The 16,942-nt window shown below is 66.7% G+C and carries 16 protein-coding genes and 1 tRNA gene; 4 read left to right on the forward strand and 13 right to left on the reverse strand.

What is annotated here, in order from left to right:
• The first annotated feature begins 281 nt into the window (after positions 1-281).
• Both rraA and AMS67_RS02445 read left to right on the forward strand, forming a co-directional pair.
• Positions 282-752 carry a ribonuclease E activity regulator RraA gene (gene rraA / locus AMS67_RS02440; RefSeq protein WP_053385942.1) on the forward strand — a complete coding sequence of 157 codons (471 nt, stop codon included), beginning with the start codon at positions 282-284 and terminating at the stop codon, positions 750-752.
• A gap of 75 nt (positions 753-827) precedes the next feature.
• On the forward strand, positions 828-1,580 hold the full coding sequence (locus AMS67_RS02445; RefSeq protein WP_075201193.1) for a lysoplasmalogenase family protein: 753 nt from the start codon (positions 828-830) through the stop codon (positions 1,578-1,580).
• Positions 1,581-1,747: 167 nt separating this feature from the next.
• Here the strand turns inward: AMS67_RS02445 and AMS67_RS02450 are convergent, their stop codons facing one another.
• The 4 genes from AMS67_RS02450 to AMS67_RS02465 all read right to left on the reverse strand — a co-directional run bounded on the left by AMS67_RS02450 (position 1,748) and on the right by AMS67_RS02465 (position 5,899).
• Positions 1,748-2,773 carry a methionine synthase gene (locus AMS67_RS02450; RefSeq protein ID WP_053385943.1) on the reverse strand — a complete coding sequence of 342 codons (1,026 nt, stop codon included), beginning with the start codon at positions 2,771-2,773 and terminating at the stop codon, positions 1,748-1,750.
• 78 nt (positions 2,774-2,851) lie between these two features.
• Positions 2,852-3,871 carry a putative oxygenase MesX gene (locus tag AMS67_RS02455; protein WP_053385944.1) on the reverse strand — a complete coding sequence of 340 codons (1,020 nt, stop codon included), beginning with the start codon at positions 3,869-3,871 and terminating at the stop codon, positions 2,852-2,854.
• A 71-nt stretch (positions 3,872-3,942) separates the two neighbouring features.
• Positions 3,943-4,896: a LysR family transcriptional regulator gene (locus AMS67_RS02460; RefSeq protein WP_053385945.1), complete on the reverse strand. Its 954-nt coding sequence runs from the start codon at positions 4,894-4,896 to the stop codon at positions 3,943-3,945.
• Between the two features lie 70 nt (positions 4,897-4,966).
• Positions 4,967-5,899, reverse strand: coding sequence for an NUDIX hydrolase (locus AMS67_RS02465; RefSeq protein ID WP_053385946.1), 933 nt, complete (start codon positions 5,897-5,899; stop codon positions 4,967-4,969).
• Between the two features lie 173 nt (positions 5,900-6,072).
• Between AMS67_RS02465 and AMS67_RS02470 the strand changes: the two genes are divergently transcribed.
• Both AMS67_RS02470 and AMS67_RS02475 read left to right on the forward strand, forming a co-directional pair.
• Positions 6,073-6,534 carry an aminoacyl-tRNA deacylase gene (locus AMS67_RS02470; RefSeq protein ID WP_053385947.1) on the forward strand — a complete coding sequence of 154 codons (462 nt, stop codon included), beginning with the start codon at positions 6,073-6,075 and terminating at the stop codon, positions 6,532-6,534.
• A 237-nt stretch (positions 6,535-6,771) separates the two neighbouring features.
• A tRNA-Pro gene (locus AMS67_RS02475) sits at positions 6,772-6,845 on the forward strand.
• Between the two features lie 231 nt (positions 6,846-7,076).
• Here AMS67_RS02475 and AMS67_RS02480 read toward each other — a convergent pair.
• The 9 genes from AMS67_RS02480 to AMS67_RS02520 form a co-directional block, all read right to left on the reverse strand.
• Positions 7,077-8,267, reverse strand: coding sequence for a tyrosine-type recombinase/integrase (locus AMS67_RS02480; RefSeq protein ID WP_082305235.1), 1,191 nt, complete (start codon positions 8,265-8,267; stop codon positions 7,077-7,079).
• Positions 8,260-8,520, reverse strand: coding sequence for a helix-turn-helix domain-containing protein (locus tag AMS67_RS18405; protein WP_503100485.1), 261 nt, complete (start codon positions 8,518-8,520; stop codon positions 8,260-8,262). The genes AMS67_RS02480 and AMS67_RS18405 overlap by 8 nt, the downstream gene beginning before the upstream one ends.
• A complete protein-coding gene (locus AMS67_RS02490) occupies positions 8,441-9,049 on the reverse strand; it encodes a hypothetical protein (RefSeq protein ID WP_053385999.1) in 609 nt (202 codons plus the stop codon). The genes AMS67_RS18405 and AMS67_RS02490 overlap by 80 nt, the downstream gene beginning before the upstream one ends.
• A gap of 5 nt (positions 9,050-9,054) precedes the next feature.
• Entirely contained in the window at positions 9,055-9,531 is a 477-nt protein-coding gene (locus AMS67_RS02495) for a single-stranded DNA-binding protein (RefSeq protein WP_156316504.1), read from the reverse strand.
• 22 nt (positions 9,532-9,553) lie between these two features.
• Positions 9,554-11,359, reverse strand: a complete 1,806-nt coding sequence (locus AMS67_RS02500) for a type IV secretory system conjugative DNA transfer family protein (RefSeq protein WP_053385950.1) — start codon at positions 11,357-11,359, stop codon at positions 9,554-9,556.
• Positions 11,356-11,895, reverse strand: coding sequence for a hypothetical protein (locus AMS67_RS02505; protein WP_053385951.1), 540 nt, complete (start codon positions 11,893-11,895; stop codon positions 11,356-11,358). The genes AMS67_RS02500 and AMS67_RS02505 overlap by 4 nt, the downstream gene beginning before the upstream one ends.
• A gap of 81 nt (positions 11,896-11,976) precedes the next feature.
• A complete protein-coding gene (locus AMS67_RS02510; protein ID WP_053385952.1) occupies positions 11,977-12,984 on the reverse strand; it encodes a DNA-processing protein DprA in 1,008 nt (335 codons plus the stop codon).
• 121 nt (positions 12,985-13,105) lie between these two features.
• On the reverse strand, positions 13,106-15,751 hold the full coding sequence (locus AMS67_RS02515; RefSeq protein ID WP_053385953.1) for a hypothetical protein: 2,646 nt from the start codon (positions 15,749-15,751) through the stop codon (positions 13,106-13,108).
• A 382-nt stretch (positions 15,752-16,133) separates the two neighbouring features.
• Complete coding sequence (locus tag AMS67_RS02520; protein ID WP_053385954.1) at positions 16,134-16,934, reverse strand: hypothetical protein; 801 nt, start codon at positions 16,932-16,934, stop codon at positions 16,134-16,136.
• Between the last annotated feature and the right edge of the window lie 8 nt (positions 16,935-16,942).

Genomic DNA, 16,942 nt, shown 5'->3' on the forward strand with positions numbered 1-16,942 from the left:
GTGTCACTTTCTGCGCGAAACCGTGGTGATTTGGCTCGGAAAACGACACCAATCCGGGGTGGGGTGCGGGTCTGCCAGTAACTGTACATGTGTACATGTACTTTTGTACAGTTCAGGATCGCTTCTCGTGTTGCCGACCGATGACGACCTCGCACCGGATTGCCCCCGATTGCCGCGCCTCACCCGAATGTCGGAGGATGCAGGTAACGTCAGACGCACACACCGACACCATGTCGGTACGCGGTCACCGGAAGGGGTGGCCGCAAGAGGGGAGCAACATCATGGCGCAGGTCAGCACCGCAGATTTATACGACGAGCGCGGCAGTGAGCTGGAGTCGGTCTCGCTGCAGTTCCAGAACATCGGCGGTATGACCGGCTTCACGGGTGTCGTGCGCACGGTCAAGTGCCATCAAGATAATGCGCTGCTCAAAGAAGTGCTCTCGGGCCCGGGTGAGGGTGCCGTGCTGGTCATTGATGGCGGTGGATCGCTGGAGACCGCACTGGTCGGCGACATGATCGCGGAGCTCGCCTGCGACAACGGCTGGGCGGGTCTCATCGTGAATGGAGCCATTCGTGACCGTGTCGCGATCGGTACGCTGCCGTTCGGGGTGAAAGCGCTCGGGTCGAACCCCGCGAAGTCCACGAAGACGGGCGCCGGCGAGCTCGATGTGCCGGTCGAGATCGGCGGGGTGACGTTCCGGCCCGGCGCGCAAGTCTGGTGCGATGACGACGGCATCTTGATCGAGCCGTAGCCGCGTACGAGCGATACGAGACCTCTGACGATTTCGAGCGCTGCGATGATGCCCCGCGAGCCCTATGATGCGAGTATGACCGAGCGCACCCGTGCCCTGTGGCCATTCGTACCGTACGCGGTGATCTCCGTGGTGCACGTGATCGCGTGCTTCGGCCAGTACGCCTTCGAAGGGTGGACGAAGCTGCTGCTCATGCCGCTGCTCGTCGGCGCCGTCGTCGCGTCGCTCGTCTTCGTGCCCGGGCTGCGCGTGCGGCCGGTGCCGGTGGGCGCGCTCACAGTGCTCGTCATCGCCATCGTGTTTTCGTGGCTCGGCGACGGGGCGCGGTGGTTCTTCCCGATGTTCCGCGACGAGCTGCCGATGATGCTCGCGTGCTTCGGCATCGCCCACATCGCTTACGTGCTGCTGATGTGGCGCGGTCGCGGTATCGCCGTGCGCCGGCTGCCGGCGTGGAGCCTGGTCTACGTGGTCGCGTACCTCGTGCTCATCGCGCTGCTGCTGCCGCACACGAAGTCGCTCTCGGGGGCGGTCATGGCTTACGGGGTGCTGCTCGCCGCGACCGCCGCGATGGCGACCCGGTGCGGCCCGATCGTGGGGCTCGGCGGCGCGCTCTTTTTGCTCTCCGACGCGATCCTCGCGTTCCGGCTCTTCGTGCCCGGCACGTCGATCTGGACAAACGGGCTCGTCATGCTCACCTACACGCTCGGCCAGGGCCTCATCGCGTTCGGCATCGTGGCGGCGCTGCGCCGACGCGACACCACCGAAAACGCGCGCGGCGCTGCGGGCGCCGGCGACCCCGCATCGCCCGCGGCGCCGCTGACCGCGTAGTCGCTCGTTGCCCAGGCGCTGCAGTCGTCACCCAATCTGCAGCCATCACCCCATCTGCAGCCATCACCCTCTATGGGGGTGGATGTGTTCCTCTGCTTGCGGATTGGGTGATGAGCGCGGGTGGCGAGGTGGCTGGGCGGTGGGGCCGCGCGCGGCCCCATCAGCGCTTACGCGAGTTCGGTGCGCAGCAGCTCCGCGCCCGCCGCGAGCGCCACCATCTTGTCGCGGGCGACGCCGCGCGAGAGGGGGGCCATGCCGCAGTTGGTGCTCGGAATGAGCTTGTCGGCGTCAACGTAGGGGAGCGCGCGGCGCAGCGTCGCGGCCACCTCCTCGGGCGTCTCGATGGTGTCGCTGGCGACGTCGATCGCGCCCAGCATGACCTTCTTGCCGCGCAGCATCTCGATGACCTCGACGGGTACGCGCGAGTTGTGCGACTCGAGCGAGATGATGTCGAGCGACGACTGCTGCAGCAGCGGGAACGACTCCTCGTACTGGCGCCACTCCTCGCCGAGCGTCGCCTTCCAGTCGTTGTTCGCCTTGATGCCGTAGCCGTAGCAAATGTGCACGGCGGTCTGCGCCTTCAAACCCTCGGTGGCGCGCTCGAGGGCGGCGACGCCCCAATCCTTCAGCTCGTCGAAGAACACGTTGAACGCGGGCTCGTCGAACTGGATGATGTCGACGCCGGCAGCCTCGAGCTCCTTCGCCTCCTGGTTCAGGATGGTCGCGAACTCCCACGCCAGCTTCTCGCGGCTCTGGTAGTGCGCGTCGTACAGCGTGTCGATCATCGTCATGGGGCCGGGGAGCGCCCACTTGATCAGCTGGTCGGTCTCGGCGCGCAGGCGCTTCGCGTCTTCGGCGAACACGGAGCGCTCGCGGCTCACCGCACCCGTGACGGTCGGCACGCTCGCGTCGTAGCGGTTGCGAATGCGCACGGTCTCGCGGCGCTCGAAGTCGACCCCGCTGAGGTGCTCGATGAACGTCGTGACGAAGTGCTGACGCGTCTGCTCACCGTCGCTGATGATGCTGAGGCCAGCGCGGCGCTGCTCCTCGGCCGCGAGCGACTGCGCGTCGAGCTTGCCGACCGCGAGGTCGTCGCCCTCGAGCTTCCAGGGCGACCACAGCTTCTCGGGCTCGGAGAGCCACAACGGCTTCGGCAGGCTGCCAACGATCGCGGTGGGCAGGAGTGCGTTCATCGATGATTCCTCAGGGTTGTGACATGCGGTCAGTGGCGCGGCGGGCCAGGGCTGTGTGCGGGCCGCTGGCGGTCGGGGTTAAGCGAGGGCGGGTGCGGGATCCGCCACCGACTCAGCGGCAACCCCGTCGCCGGCGACCCACGCCTCGAGCACCGAGCCGAAGGGCTGCATCAGGTTCGCCTCGGTGAACTTGCCCTGGATGGTGCCGAGCTGGCTGCGCTCCACGCGGTCGTAGTAGACCTGCGTGGGCGAGAAGTCGGCGTTCTCAAGGGTCGGACGGTAGACGTCGGCGGCCGAGGTCGTCGCGTTGTAGATCTCGGGGCGGTAGATCTTCTGGAAGGTCTCCATCGTGCCGATGGTCGCCGCCAGCGCGAGCGGGGAGTGATCGTTCAGCAGGTCGCCGCGGTGGTAGAACGCGAGCGGGGCTGCGGCGCCGCGCGGCATGAAGTAGCGCACGTTGAGGCCCATCTTCGCGAAGTACTGGTCGGTCAATGAGTACTCGTCTTGCTGGTACTCGACGCCCAGCACGGGGTGCTCGTTCACGAGTCGATGATACGTGCGCGAGGTCGAGACGCTGATGCAGATGACGGGAGGTTGCGCGAAGCGATCCTGGTACGCAGAAGACGCGAGGAAGCGCTCGAAGACCTGGCCGTGCAGGTCGCCGAAGTCGCCCGGCAGGCCCTTTGCGCCGCTCGCCTTGTGTGCGGGGAGCACGACGCTGAAGTCGTAGTCGCGAATGTACGAGGAGAAGTTGTTGCCCGCGATGCCGGGCACGCGCTGGCCGGTGTGCGTATCGAGAATCTGCACGTCGAGCACCTCGATGACCGGGAACGCGGTGTCGTCTCCGGCGGCCGGGATGTGCAGGTCAACCGAGATGATGTCGAGCTCGACCTGGTAGCGGTCGCGGGTCGGGTTGTCCCAGTGCACGAGCTCGTTGCAGCGGTTGTCGATCATGGTGAGGGCGTTGCGCAGGTTCTGCTGGCGCTTCTCGCCGCGGGCGAGGTTCGCGAAGTTGGTGGTGCTGCGCGAATTCGCCGACGGCGCGTAGTCTTCGTCGAAGCGGGTGGTGCTGATGCTGAACGTGCACTCGGATGTCATGTTTTCGAGTGTAGGCAGAACCCGGGGATATAGCCCCATCGGTATGGACGATGCTCTGCCAGAGGTAAAACCTATGTCAAGAGTTCGACGCCGAAATCGGAGACGACGTCGCGCATCTCGTCGACGAAGCGCTGCGCCTGTGCGGTGAGTGCGATGTGCGTCTGGCCGATCCACCCGATCTCAATCCGCTCGTCGACGTCGAGTGGCACGGCCACGATCGAGGGGTCGAGATCGTCGGAGATGATGCCGGTCGAGATGGTGTATCCGCCGAGACTGATCATGAGGTTGAAGATGGTGGCGCGGTCGCTGACGCGGATGTCTTGCGCGACCGAGCGGGTCGAGAGGATCTCTTCGGCGAAGTAGAACGAGTTGTTGGCGCCCTGGTCGAAGGTGAGGCGGGGCAGCTCGTCGAGGTCGTCGAGCGTGACCCGGGCGCGGCCGGCGAGCGGGTTGGTGCGCGCGATGAAGATGTGCGGGGTGGCGAGAAACAGGGGGGTGAAGGTGAGCCCCGAGTCGCGCAGCAGCTTGTCGATGACGTTGCGGTTGAAGTCGTTGCGGAAGAGCACGCCGAGTTCGCTGCGCAGGGTGCGCACGTCTTCGATGATGTCCCAGGTGCGCGACTCGCGCAGGCTGAACGCGTACTCCGCGGCGCCCGACGCCTTCACCATACGGGCGAACGCGTCGACCACAAACGAGTAGTGCTGCGTCGAGACCGCGAGCAGCCGGCGCGAGGGGGCGCGGCCGAGGTAGCGCTGCTCGAGCAGCTCGGCCTGCTCGGTGACCTGCCGGGCGTACCCGAGAAACTCGGTGCCGTCTTCGGTAAGCGTGACCCCGCGGGTGGAGCGCACGAACAGCGTCGATCCCACGCGGCTCTCGAGGTCTTTGAGTGCGGCCGACATGGTGGGCTGAGAGACGTAGAGCAGGTCGGCGGCCGCGCTGATCGAGCCCTCGGCGGCGACCTCGACGAAGTACCTCAGCTGCTGCAGGGTGATGCCGCGGGCCGCGCTCGTGCCGGTTCTGACCATAGGTCGAGGCTATCGCGAGTTGCTGGGTGGCGCGGTTTCTCGATAGCCGGAGCGGGAGTGTGGCGAACTGTTACAGTTCGAGCGCGCCCGTGACGGGTGGCTCGGTGAGTTCTTCGGGCAAGATGCGCAGCAGTTTCTTGACCCCGCGAATGGCCGTGGCACCGGCGGCGGTGACCCGCACGCGCAGCTCGGCGTCGCTGGTGACGACGGTGGTGATTGACCCGCCGGCCTTCAGCATCTCGACGGCGCCGACGATGGTGTCGTCGCCCGTCTCTTCGGCGCTGAGCACGTGCACGGCGTCGGTGCTCTCGATGCCGCGAGCGCTGCCCTCGACGACGAGGATCCAGTCGGGGTAGACGCGTTCGAGGCCCGGCACGCGGGGCTCGGCGAGGTCGAGGAACCCGGCTCGAATGCCATCGCGGGTGTGCACGAAGTCGGTCAGGCGATCCCGCAACCGCACTGCGGCACCCCTGCGGTCTTTCCACCAGCCGTTGGGAACGCTGCCGATGACGTTCGCGGCGTCGACCACAACCGTGGGCGGCGGGCCGAGCAGGGGGCGCAGCAGCTGCCAGCTCGTCGCGAAGGCGGGGTGCAGGGGGAGGTCGTCGACCTGGTCGAGCGGCACCCAAGCGAGGGCGTGGCTTTCGGGGTCGGTGATCTCGGGCTCGAACGGGGTGATGACGTCGGCGATGAGGGTCGTGTACGTCCATCCGCCGCGGTCGAGCACGTGGGTGTATCGGGCACGCACGGCGTCGTCGGGCACCCCGGCCTCTTCTTGCGATTCGCGGATCGCCCCGGCGATCGCACCCTCACCCTCGTGGCGGGCGCCGCCCGGAATGCCCCAGGTGTCGCCGTGGTCGCTCCAGGTGACGCGATGCTGCAGCAGGATCGCGTCGCGTGCGTGATCGTACGCGAGCAGGCCGGCAGCGCCGAAGCGGCCCCAGTAGCGGCCTCCGTCGTCGGCGGTGACCCAGGCATCGCCGGAGTTTCGGAGGTCGCTCATGGTCTCAGCGTAGTCGGGTTGGTGGGCTCGGTGCTGGTGTTGCGGGAATGCGCGGGTGGTGGGGCGGTGTTGCACTCGACGTGGCCCGCGGGTTCGTTCGCGTCGGGCCTCCTGTGTTGCTTTGTTTTCCGCCGTTTGCCCTGCCGCCTTGCCGCCCTGCCCGAGGAGCTTCGATGACCGCCCCTGAACCGCCCGCCGCTGTGGCGCTCGCCGCCGCCGATGCTGAGGCCCGCGGGCTCGCGGTCGAGTTCGTGCCGCGCGAGCCGGGGCAGCGGCCCGCGCCGGTCGATGGGCTCGAGCTCGTGAAGACGATCGTGGTGCAGGCGAAGGATCGCTTCGTGCTCGTACTCACCCCCGTCGGTGCGCAGTTCTCGTGGGCGAAGCTGCGCAAGCTGCTCGGCGTCAACAAGCTGTCGCTGCCCGACGCAGACGGCGCGCTCGCTGCGACCGGCTACGTGCGCGGCACCATCTCACCGTTGGGTGCTGCCGGTTCGTGGCCCGTGGTGATCGACGCGCGGCTCGCGGGGCGCCGGATCGCGATCGGCTCGGGCAGCCCCGCGTTCGGGGCACTGGTCTCGGCCGATGAGCTCGCCGTTGCGTATGGTGCGAGTGTGGTGGATCTCACGTCGGAATGAAGGGCGCGCCCGGGGTGCGTTCGTGGTCTCACCGTGGAATCTGCGGCGGTGCTTGGGTTTCTGGCCGGCTGGTTATTTACGTTGCCGGAATGTGGGTAATATAGAGGGGTTGCCTCGGCAGTGGATCAGTTTCTGATCGGCTCGCTGGAGAACAACGGGCTGTGGCGCAGCTTGGTAGCGCACTTGACTGGGGGTTACAGGCAATAGCCCTCAGCACAAAGACTTACAACTGAATAACGGGATGTGGCGCAGCTTGGTAGCGCACCTGACTGGGGGTCAGGGGGTCGCAGGTTCAAATCCTGTCATCCCGACGAAAAAGCCCTGATGAGAACCCATTTCTCGTCAGGGCTTCTCTCGTTTCTGGTGACCTCGGGAGCCTCCGGCTCGAGGGCCACAATCGAGCGGGACCGCTGGCCTCGACTCGAGCTGCTTGGCCGCTCGATACGGATCTAGTGGGCCAAATAGTGGAAATCTAGTGGGCCAAAATCCGGGCACCGCGACATCTCGACCCCATTCAAGATCGAGTGGAATGGCGCGGTGGGTCAGAGCTGTGGGCCCTGTCGGCGGGGCTCCTCCTTCCTGCCTTTCGGGCGTGCGAGAAACTGGTTCGCGATCTTCGCCGCTTCGTTGAGCTGTCGGTGGTCAGGATGCAGGTATCCCTTCGTCGTCTCGATCGACGCATGCCCGAGGATGCGTTGCAGAACGTGGAGCGGCACACCAGCGTCCGCGAGCCAGGTGGCTCCCGTATGACGGAGGCCGTGCCTGGTAAGGTTCGGCAGCCCGAGCTCGACCACGAGCTGATCCCAGTTCGTCGCATCCCGGACAGTCGCCGTGGTGAGCACTCCACCCCTCGGGCCGCGCAGGAGCGGATCTCCGGGCTGCTTCCCCGCAGACAGGCGGATGAGCACCGGTTCGAGCGCATCGAGGATCGGAACGTAGCGCACGTTCCGGCCCTTGGTCTGCTTGCGCACAAGGCCTCCCTTGCCGGGGTAGATTTGCCGCTCGATGGTGACGATCCTGTTCTTCCAGTCGATGTCGCCAACTTCCAATCCTGCGACTTCGGAGCCTCGGGCAGAGAGCAGCGCACAGAGCATGACATGGTCCGAGTAGCTCTGGTGCACCTCCGCGCACTTCTCAGCGAGCGCGGTCAGCGTCTCGATGTCTGAGATCGCATAGGCGCGCAGGGCTCCGGGCTTGAGAGTTGAGTCGTGGTTGAGTGTGCGACGCGCCCGATTCTTCGCTGGGTTCGAAGGAATCACCTCATCCCGCACCGCCACGTCAAGGACTCGAACGAGCGGCCCGATGGAGTTCTTGATCGTTGAGGGTCCGTATTCGGTCTCCCACTGGTCGATCGTGCGGTCGATGACTCCGGTCGTGATTTTGCTCACCTTCAGATGGCCGAGCGCCGGGAGCACTCGGAGCCTGAGCCCCGCGTCGTATCCCGAGACGGTGGAGGTCACGTCGAGCCCTCGTTGCCAGCGATCGCCGATGGACTCCACATAGTCTGCGAGCGTCACCAGGAGGTTCGCCCCGGTCTCCGTCGCTTGCCGCATAGTTTCGAAGAATGCCTCGGCCTCGTCCGTTGTCTCGACGAACTCGGAACGGCTGGGGCGTTTCTTCGTCTGCGGATCAGTCCATCGCACTCGGGCGAGGTATCCGTTCCCGCGGCGCTCGATGCTGGTGGAGAGCTTCACGCCGACGGGAGGCATCTTGTGCTGATGCGGGTCAGCCACGATCGCGCTCGCGTTCCAGAACCCAGGCCCGCACGGTCGGCGGGTTGTAGCGGGCAACGCCTCCGACGCTCACGAAGGGTGGGCCCTCGGACTGGCGCCGCCAGCGAGAAAGCGTTGCCTGCGAGACGTTCAAGAAGTCGGATGCCTCACGCGAGTTCCACAGTGGCTCCACCTCATCTGGCGTCGCGCACATGATCAGCCGCTCGCTTCGCGCGAATGAACTCGTCTTCGATGTCCTGCCGCGCCTGGACATCGGCCGCCACGAACGCAACGAAGTCCTCGTCTCGGTTCGGTATCACCACATCTTCGATGGGCGGCTGAGGGTTCTCGCCCGGCCAGGACGTCTGCCGTGTCGGACGATCGCGGTCGATCCGAGTACCGCACGTAGCGATCCACTCGCGCAGCCGTTCCCGGGCGAGCGCAAAATCCGTGTGCCAGGCGATAGGCCCCGATCCTGACTGCTCGGGATCGTAGCTCGCGACCCAGTGCAGATGCAGTGCCGACAGCTCCCACAGGAGCTCTGGGTGCCGGTACCAGAACGGCGGCACGACGCTGGCCGGCAGGCCGTAGGTGATCCTCAGCCAATCGACCCACCGGTTGAGCGCAAGCCATTCGGCTTCCGCGTCGCCCGACGAGAGAAGGTTCCAATTGATCGGGCGGGGAGGTTCCGGCAGCGTTGTGCCGGCCATGAGTCGGTCGTAGAGGTCATCTTCCTCGAACTCGGCGTCAAGGTCGTCGTTAGGTTCGACTTCGGGGTTGCCAGCAATGGAGAGGTCGTTCATGGCAATCACAAGCTCAACGCGGCCGGCCGGGCTACCGACGGTGCACGGAACTCGACGGCAGCCGCAGCAGTCGGCACCTCTGGCTGAGCCGGTGCAATCGTTCGGGGTGTGCGTTCGACCGTATAGCGGCGACGTGAGGTGTCGAAGAGGAGCTTGGCGGTCACGAACTGCTGTTCCTCGATCTTGTTGCCGCGATGCTCGTAAGTGCGGGTCTTGAAGTCGCCGAGGGCAACAATGTCATCGCCTTCCGTGAAGTCGTTGAAGGCCTCCTCGGCGTTCTCGCCGAGCATCACCAGCTTGATGTAGCTGGTGCCAAGGAGGGTGAAGCTGCCGTTGTTCTCGTTTCGGTAGTGCTTTTGCCCGAGCTGAGCGATGAACAGCGAGAGATCGTCGGGCAGGCGCCTGAGCTGTGGCCGGCGGGCGATGTATCCCTGGATCGACCTTCTGGTTCGAATGTCCATCTCTGCGTCCTTTGCAGTCACCGTCGCGCCTGGTGCGCGACCTCTACGAATCAGGTGCGCTCGCCCCGCATCCGGTCGCATCGCGCCGAAGACTGGCCTCAACCGAGGCTCGGTCAGCAACGAGCTGCGAGCCGTCCACCCGTTGGGTCCAGCGCCGGAGCCGGGTGACGATGGGCGGAGCGGAACGGAGCAATACGAGGCCGGTGCCGAATGGGAGCCTGCGGATGGTGTCTGGCGGCATGATTGCGACGCGGCGGATCGAGCGCTGTGCGGATCGTGAGCCGTGGTCGCCGACGGTCGTGGAGTCGGTGATCTCGTCTCGCTCGCCGATAAGCGTCGAGAGGTCTTGGAGGTCGCGACTGTTGGAGGCTCCGCCGAGGATGATCTTCACGATTGCGGCATCCCAGATCGCGGATGCCGCGTTGTCCGACCATTGGTCCCGCGCTTGCGCGAGGGACTGCAGGACGGGCATGGTCGTTATCCCGGTGCCGCCTCCTTCGGCCATGAGCGTCGGCAGCGATGGCAGCGGGCTGAGATTCGCCACTTCATCGAGCGCGAGCAGCAAGGGCGGGTCGAGTCTTGCCCCCGGGCTGCGTGCGGCTAGGCGGCGGGCGGCTTCTACAACATCTTCGATGAGCGCTGCGACTAGCGGGGCGCTGTTGTTCGCGCCTGCGGCAGTCGCCAGCAAGTAGAGGGTGCCCTTCTGTTCGAGGAACGATTCGGGGTCGAACATCTCATCCGGGCCCGGGGTGACGGCATCGAGCACGCGCGGGTCGGCGAGTGCCGCGAGGGCGAGTGAGACACCCTGCCAGATCGAGTCTCTCGTGCGCGGATCGGCCTCGAGCATGGCCTGCAACGCCTCGGCCCAGCCACCTGCAGCACGCGGGTGCGTGCCGAGGATCGAGACGGCATCGCCCGCGGCGGCGGGATCGAGCGTCCATCGGAACAGATCGGCTGGTTGCCGGCCGTCGAGCGCTGCAGCGTGCAGCAGGCATTGGAGCGCGACGCGGGTTTTCGCCTCCCAGAAGTCACCGCCCTCCACACCACCCTTTCCGAGCCCAGTGGCGGAAGCCAGGCCTGCGGCTCGGATCATCGCTGTCAGTGGCGCGTCGCATCCACGGACGGGCGACCAGCGCAGCCCGGCTGGGATGCCTGCTGCGAGGCCTTGCGGATCGAACACCGCGACCGGGCCAATGCGCTCGCGCGCACGGATGGTCGCGGTCGCATTGTCAGGCCGCGTCGAAGTCGTCACCACGGCGCCTGGGGCGGAGAGGATCGAGTTGATGACGATATGCACCCCCTTGCCGCTTCGGGGCGGCCCGATGAGCAGGATCGAGTCTTCGACCGAGGCCCACACTTCGACCCCGCGCGAAGCGCCGACGCGGTACCCCACGTCGGCCGGTTCCGGGTGGCCGAGCGAGGGGCGAAGGTCGCCGGCGCGTGCGAGCAGGGCGCGCGGAGATCCGGCTCTGGCGACTTCAGCCCGGGTGGCTATACCTGCGATGCAGTATGGGGCCATCGCCTGACGCCGCCCGTGATGCCGGATCGCCGACCATATCCACCAGCCGGCTGCGGCGGCCGCGAGGATCAGCACGCCCGCGACGAGCCAGTAGACGACCGGGTTCAGGCCAGGCGCATCGAGTGCGCTGGCGGGGTCGCCAGGGTGCAGGAGCACCCCGGCACCAGAACCGGCCCCTCCGGTGGGCTGAGGTAATCCGGTGAGGAACGCGGCGACGCTTCCCGCGCCACGGAGGATCGCCGCCAGGATCGCAAGCGTGGCAAGCCCGACGAGCGCGGCGTTCGTGAGCTCGTCGCCGAGGTTCCCGGTCGGGCGGATCGGGGAACTCATTGCGGCTGCCCGACGCAGACCGTTGCCGAGATGCGGCCCAGCAGCACGGCTTCGCCCGTGGGCGAATGCTCAAGGTAGCGGGAGTCGATCAGTGCTCGGGCAATCCCGTCCGGCCCCGATTCGGCGTGCGCGATGATGACCGCCACCGCGACCTCTTCGCCGGGGATCATCCCGGACCCGGCGAACTGCATCAGACGCGGCGGCGCCGGGGCTGGCTCCACGGCGGCCGCAACCTGCGCGGAGGATTCAGCGGCGGGCGTTTGCGGGTCGCCCCTGCGGGGTGAGCGTGGGGTGTAGAAGTCGGTGATGGTGCGGCCGTCGGTCTCGATCACGTCGACGCGGAGGGTGCGGCCGGTCTGCCGGCTGATCGCGTCGACGATCGCGGGGAACGACGCACGACGCCAGGGCGGCGAGAACTCGGGCGGCAGGTACGGTGCCCCATCGACGGTGAGGGTCAGGGTGCCGTCGTCTGCGACGACGATCCGCACCATCACGGCCGTCGGGTCGGTGTGCTTCGAGTGATCGCGTTTTGGCATGCGGGAATCTCCTTTGTCAGGGGTGGAGGGCAGAGCTCGGCCCTGACGCGCAGCACGCCAGGGCCAGGACTGGAATGAGGGTCAGAGGGCGGCCCGACCCGCCGAGCGGCTCGCCTCCGGTGCGGCTCGGCGGGCGGCCTGCTGATAGGCGGGCGGGAGCCGGTACGCCGCCGGAGCAGGGTCGAGCATCGACTCGACATCCCCGGCACCTGTGACGACCTCAGCGAGCCCCTCCGCAAGGAGCAAGTTGCAGCCGTTCGACGCGGCGGAGGTGATCGGGCCAGGCACGGCGCCGATGCGACGCCCCAGATCGTATGCAGCCATCGCGACCCTTAGGCTGCCCGATCGGGATGTGGCCTCGGGAATCACCGTCGCTGCACTGAGCGCGGCCATCAGGCGGGTACGAGCGACGAATCGATCCCGGCTCGGTGAGAACCCGGGCGGCACTTCAGAGAGCAGCAGGCCGCCGCCGTCCGCAATGCGCTGGAACAGAGAAGCATGTGCAGCCGGATAAGGGCGGTCGACGCCACCCGCAAGCACCGCGATCGTCGAGCCGGAACGGACTTCGAGCGCGGCACGGTGCGTCTCGGCGTCGATGCCATAAGCGCCGCCAGAGACGAGGATGCGCGGGGACCCGGCCAGTTGCTCGGCGAGCTCGTGGGTGACGTGCACGCCATACCCGGTGGCAGCGCGGGCACCGGTGATCGTCACCCGGGAGGTGAGCGACGAGGTGAGCAGTTCCGGGTTCCCCTTCGCCCACAGCACCAGCGGCGTCGAAGGCCCGAGATCGGTGAGGCCGGCCGGCCACCCCGCGCGCCCAGGCGTGAGCAGCCTGAGCCCGCCCCGTTCGGTGAGGGAGACGAGTTCGTCTGAGAGAGCGTCTTTCTGCCGCGCGGCGGCTTCCTGCCGCCAGCGGATGCCTTCGAGCGGGTCGACCTGGGCGGGAATCGCCGCGCCCGGATCTCGGATCAGCGCGAGCGTCTCGGTGAGGCCGATGGCCTGCACGAGCTTCCCGGTGACCGGGTCTCCCGGGTCGGTGAGCGCCGCGAGCGTCATGCGCGCGATCATGTCTTCCGCGTAGTCGGTCACCGTCGCCTCCTGAGCCTGGTTGTTGTCAGAGGGCAGGTACACCGGGCAGGCATGACGAAGCGGGCGGAACCGCAAGACCTGGGGGTAGGGTCTGCCGGTTCCGCCCGCTCAGCGGGGGTGTCTAGTCGTTCATAAGTTCCTCGATACCTTCGTCCTCCTCTCTGACGTAGCCGCCCTGCTCCCGGTAGAGCGCGAGCCGGCGCCCGAACCACAGCGTGAACCCAGCCGCGAGAAGCGCGACCGCACCGCCTGTGGCAATGAGCCACGGGAACCCGCACCCGCCGGTGACCGCAAGCTCAGGCGGGAGCTTCGGCAGATCCGGCGTCTCAGGTGCCGGCGGCACCTTCGGCGGGGTGCCGGTCACGACCGTGGTCTCGCCTGGTGCACCGCAGCGCCCTTCGGCGAGCACCATGCCGTCTTTCGCGTAGAGGGTCTCGACCCAGTAGACGTGCCCGGCCCGGTCGACGCTCGTCTTCCCGGAACGATAGATGCCAGCCTGAGTGACCGGGATCTTCTCGGAGGTGAAGAACGGCGTCTCGCACACCGGCTCAGCCTCGGGGTCGTGAGGGCCGTAGGCGCGGAACACGAGATACGAGCCGTCGGGGATCTTCGATCCCTGCACGAGCGCGGCATCGTCGAACTCCTCGCCGACGCTAGCGGTCGGGGTGGCCTGCGTGATGACCGACAGCGGCTGCTGGTCGTCGGGAACGTAGAACCGCTCCCAGATGTCCGACACGGAACTCTTGAAGGGCTGCACCCGGTCGTCGCCCGCGAAGGTGGTCACCACGACGTAGTAGCCAGGCTCATCGGGCTGGATGCGATCGTTGTCGGTGTAGCCGATGTCGTAGACGCCGTTCTTCGCAGGCGTGATGATCGTCGTCAGCACCGGCGCGTTCTCGAGGTCGAGATCGTCGGTGAGCTCCGCGTCGCTCTTGAACGGGCCGTAGACCGTGTGCGTGAGCTCCTTCTCGTCCGGGCCCCAGTAGCCGTCGCCCTCGAAGTCGGGGTGATTGTCGGGAAACCCAGTCACGGTGATGCGGTCGAAGGCGCGGCCTCCGGCGTGCACGTTGTACTCGCGCACCTCGGAGGTGATCGTCAGCGGCCAGCGCACCGAGTGCGACTCGATGTTGATGCCGTAGTCGTCCTGCCAATCAGAGGCGATGTAGGGGCGCACCCACTCAGGCTGCGACGCTTTCTTCACCTGCCACACCCAGGTCACGAAGCCCGCATCAGGGAGGATCACCTCGGGCGACTCGTAGGTGCCCGGCCCGGTCGCGGTGACCTGCACCGTGCCGATCGGCACCGCACCCGCCGGAACTTCAGATCCCAGCGCGGGCGGCAGGGTGCCGGGCACCTGATAGGCGGTGCCCTCGAACACCACCGGGATCAGATCGCCGTTGTGCTTCAGCCACCTGCCGTTGCTCGACTCGACGGTGATGGTGTCGGTCACGGCATCGCCGGGCTTCACGAGCCGGCCGTTCGCCTTTGACACTGCTTCGGGCTGGAACGGGGTGACCGAGGTCTCCGCGACCCGGCCGAAGCGATCCGTGAAGGAATCGGTGAGGTACTTCGCGTTGCCGCCTTGCTGCTGCTTGTCGATCTTCCACACCCACGTGTAGAAGCCCGACTCCGGGGCGGTGAGGGTGCCCGGTGAGACGTAGCTGCCGGGATGGGTGAGCGTCAGCGTCTCGGTGCCGAGCACGGGCGCGCCCTGCGGGGGCGCGTTCGCTTCGGCCGGCTGCGCATCGAACGGCCCGTACAGGGTACCCTCGGCGAGCACCGGCACCGGGTTCCCGTTCACCTTGATCCAGGAGTGCTTCGTCACCGACACGGCGAGCTTGTCGGTGAACACGTCGCCGGCCTTTACGAACTTCGCCGAGACGACCGTCTCGATGACCGGCTGGAAGTCGAGCGGGATCACCGGGGACTTCGCGGTCGCCGACAAAGGCTCGAAGGAAGCCGCCGCGAGAATGCGCTGCTCGCCAGGCGTGTAGAAGAGATCGACACCCGCCCCGTAGCCGATCGCGGGAGCCTGCATGGCAGCCACGATCTGGTAGTCGGGAGCAGACTCGGGCGGGGTGCCGATGATCTGATGCGTGCCCGCGCCGAGCGTCGCGGTGGCCGACCCGTTCGCGAAGGTGGCATTGGTGAGGGTCACCGCGCCCGTCGCAGACGCGGGATTCGTGCTGACCGTGAGCTGCCCGTTGTACTGGTCGCTCATGCTGATCGACAGCGACACCGACGGGTTCGCGACCGCGTTCGCCGCCGCGGCGTCGCGCATCGCGCCCAGGTTCGCGAGCACGGTGCCCTGCGCGCCCGTCGGGACGCGGGTGATGAAGTGCGCATCCCCGCCACGGCCGGCGTAGTTGCCGTGATCGGCGACATCCCACACATACATCTGCACCGCAGCCGTCACATTCGGGTCCTGCGACTCTCCCCAGCGGCCCATGACATAGTTGAGACGAGCCAGCTCGGTGTCGCTCAGGCTGTCGAGCGTGGTCTTCAACTCGGGATGCTGGGTCGTGCCATACGGCGGCAGCGCGTCAAGGTCCATGCAGTACGCCTGCCGGCCGTGCGAGGAGAACGAACCGAGCCACAGATCTTCGTTGCCGTAGCCGACGCCGAGCGTCGCGGCCTGCGCCGGGGGCGCGGTCAAGAAGAGACCGCTGATGAGCATGAGCAGGATCGTAAGAAGCGCCGCCGCACGAGCGACGGCTCGACTGGGCGGTCTCGCTACGCCGGGCGGAACGAGCACGGTATTCGACATGGGAACTCCTGACTGGACGATGGAAGACCACCGTCAGGAATGACGGCAGCCAACAGTCAGGTGCGCGCGCCGTCACGCAATGAGGGGCCGACAGACGTCAAGCGCAACCGCCTGAGTTGGCTATCGACGACGCCTGCCGTACTTACGACGTGTGCGGTGGTGACGCTGTTCCGGAACATCTCGATGGCACAGGACAACTCCGTCTCGCGTTCGTCTGCTCCGAACGCGGCATGCAAAGCATCGTTCTCCCCGTCCGAGGAGCATCACCCTCCGCACGGCGGCAAGTGAGAGGGTGGCTCCGACCGGGAACCACCGGTGGCATTGCGGGCGAGTGCTATGGAAGCCTTCGTTGCCCGTGCCGTGCTTCTCCCTCACTTGTCCGTTAGAGCTCCTTGAACTCGCGCCAGGTGTGTCCATCCCAGAACCAGCCCATGCGTGACCCTTCGTGCACGATCCAGAGGTGCGTGATCGCTGCACCTATGGCTGGCGGCTCAGTCGGGACGCCGAAGCCGTCGTGCCAGGCCGGCGCTTCACGGCTGAGAGGGCGCGCGATACTGAACTGGGTGTCGTCGTCGATCCAGACAAAGAGGTGCCGTTGCTTGGCACCAGCGGCTTTCAGTTTCTGCGCGTTGTCCTCTTTCTCTGCGAGCGCGCCAACGAGCAGCCGGAGCGCTTCGTTGCTTCCGCTGGCTGTTCCACCGCTCCCGAGCGAGGGGACCACTCTATGCACGTGCTGTCGATGTTCATGATCTGGAACCGCAGATGCGCGCTCGACACCAGCCATGATTAGCGTGCGATAGATGGGTGACAATGGCCCCCCGTCCAGCACGTGCACTGCGGCGCGCTGTCGATTGAAGTCGGTCTCGCCTGCGTGCTCGAGCGCTACTAGCGCCGGGTGAACCTGCTGGATGAACTTCCCAAGTCCCCACTGGGTGTCAGAGGCCATCGTGACCCAGCAGGTCCGAAGTTCTCCGGTTGGGGCAGCGGTCTTGCGGGAGGAATCGAGTGCCTTGCGGCCGGCACGCCTCCGCCCGTCAGTGACTCGGGTGACCTCCACCGCGAAGCGCTGGTCGGCCGAGAGATAGTCGACACCGCCGGTCTTGTCCGCGTGCACCAGCTTGATTCCCAGAGTGCACTCGACAATAGCTTTCGCGGCACGTTCATCAGCATGCTCAGCATTCATGTCGCCTC

Source organism: Leucobacter japonicus (genome assembly GCF_001273855.1).
Taxonomy (GTDB): domain Bacteria; phylum Actinomycetota; class Actinomycetes; order Actinomycetales; family Microbacteriaceae; genus Leucobacter; species Leucobacter japonicus.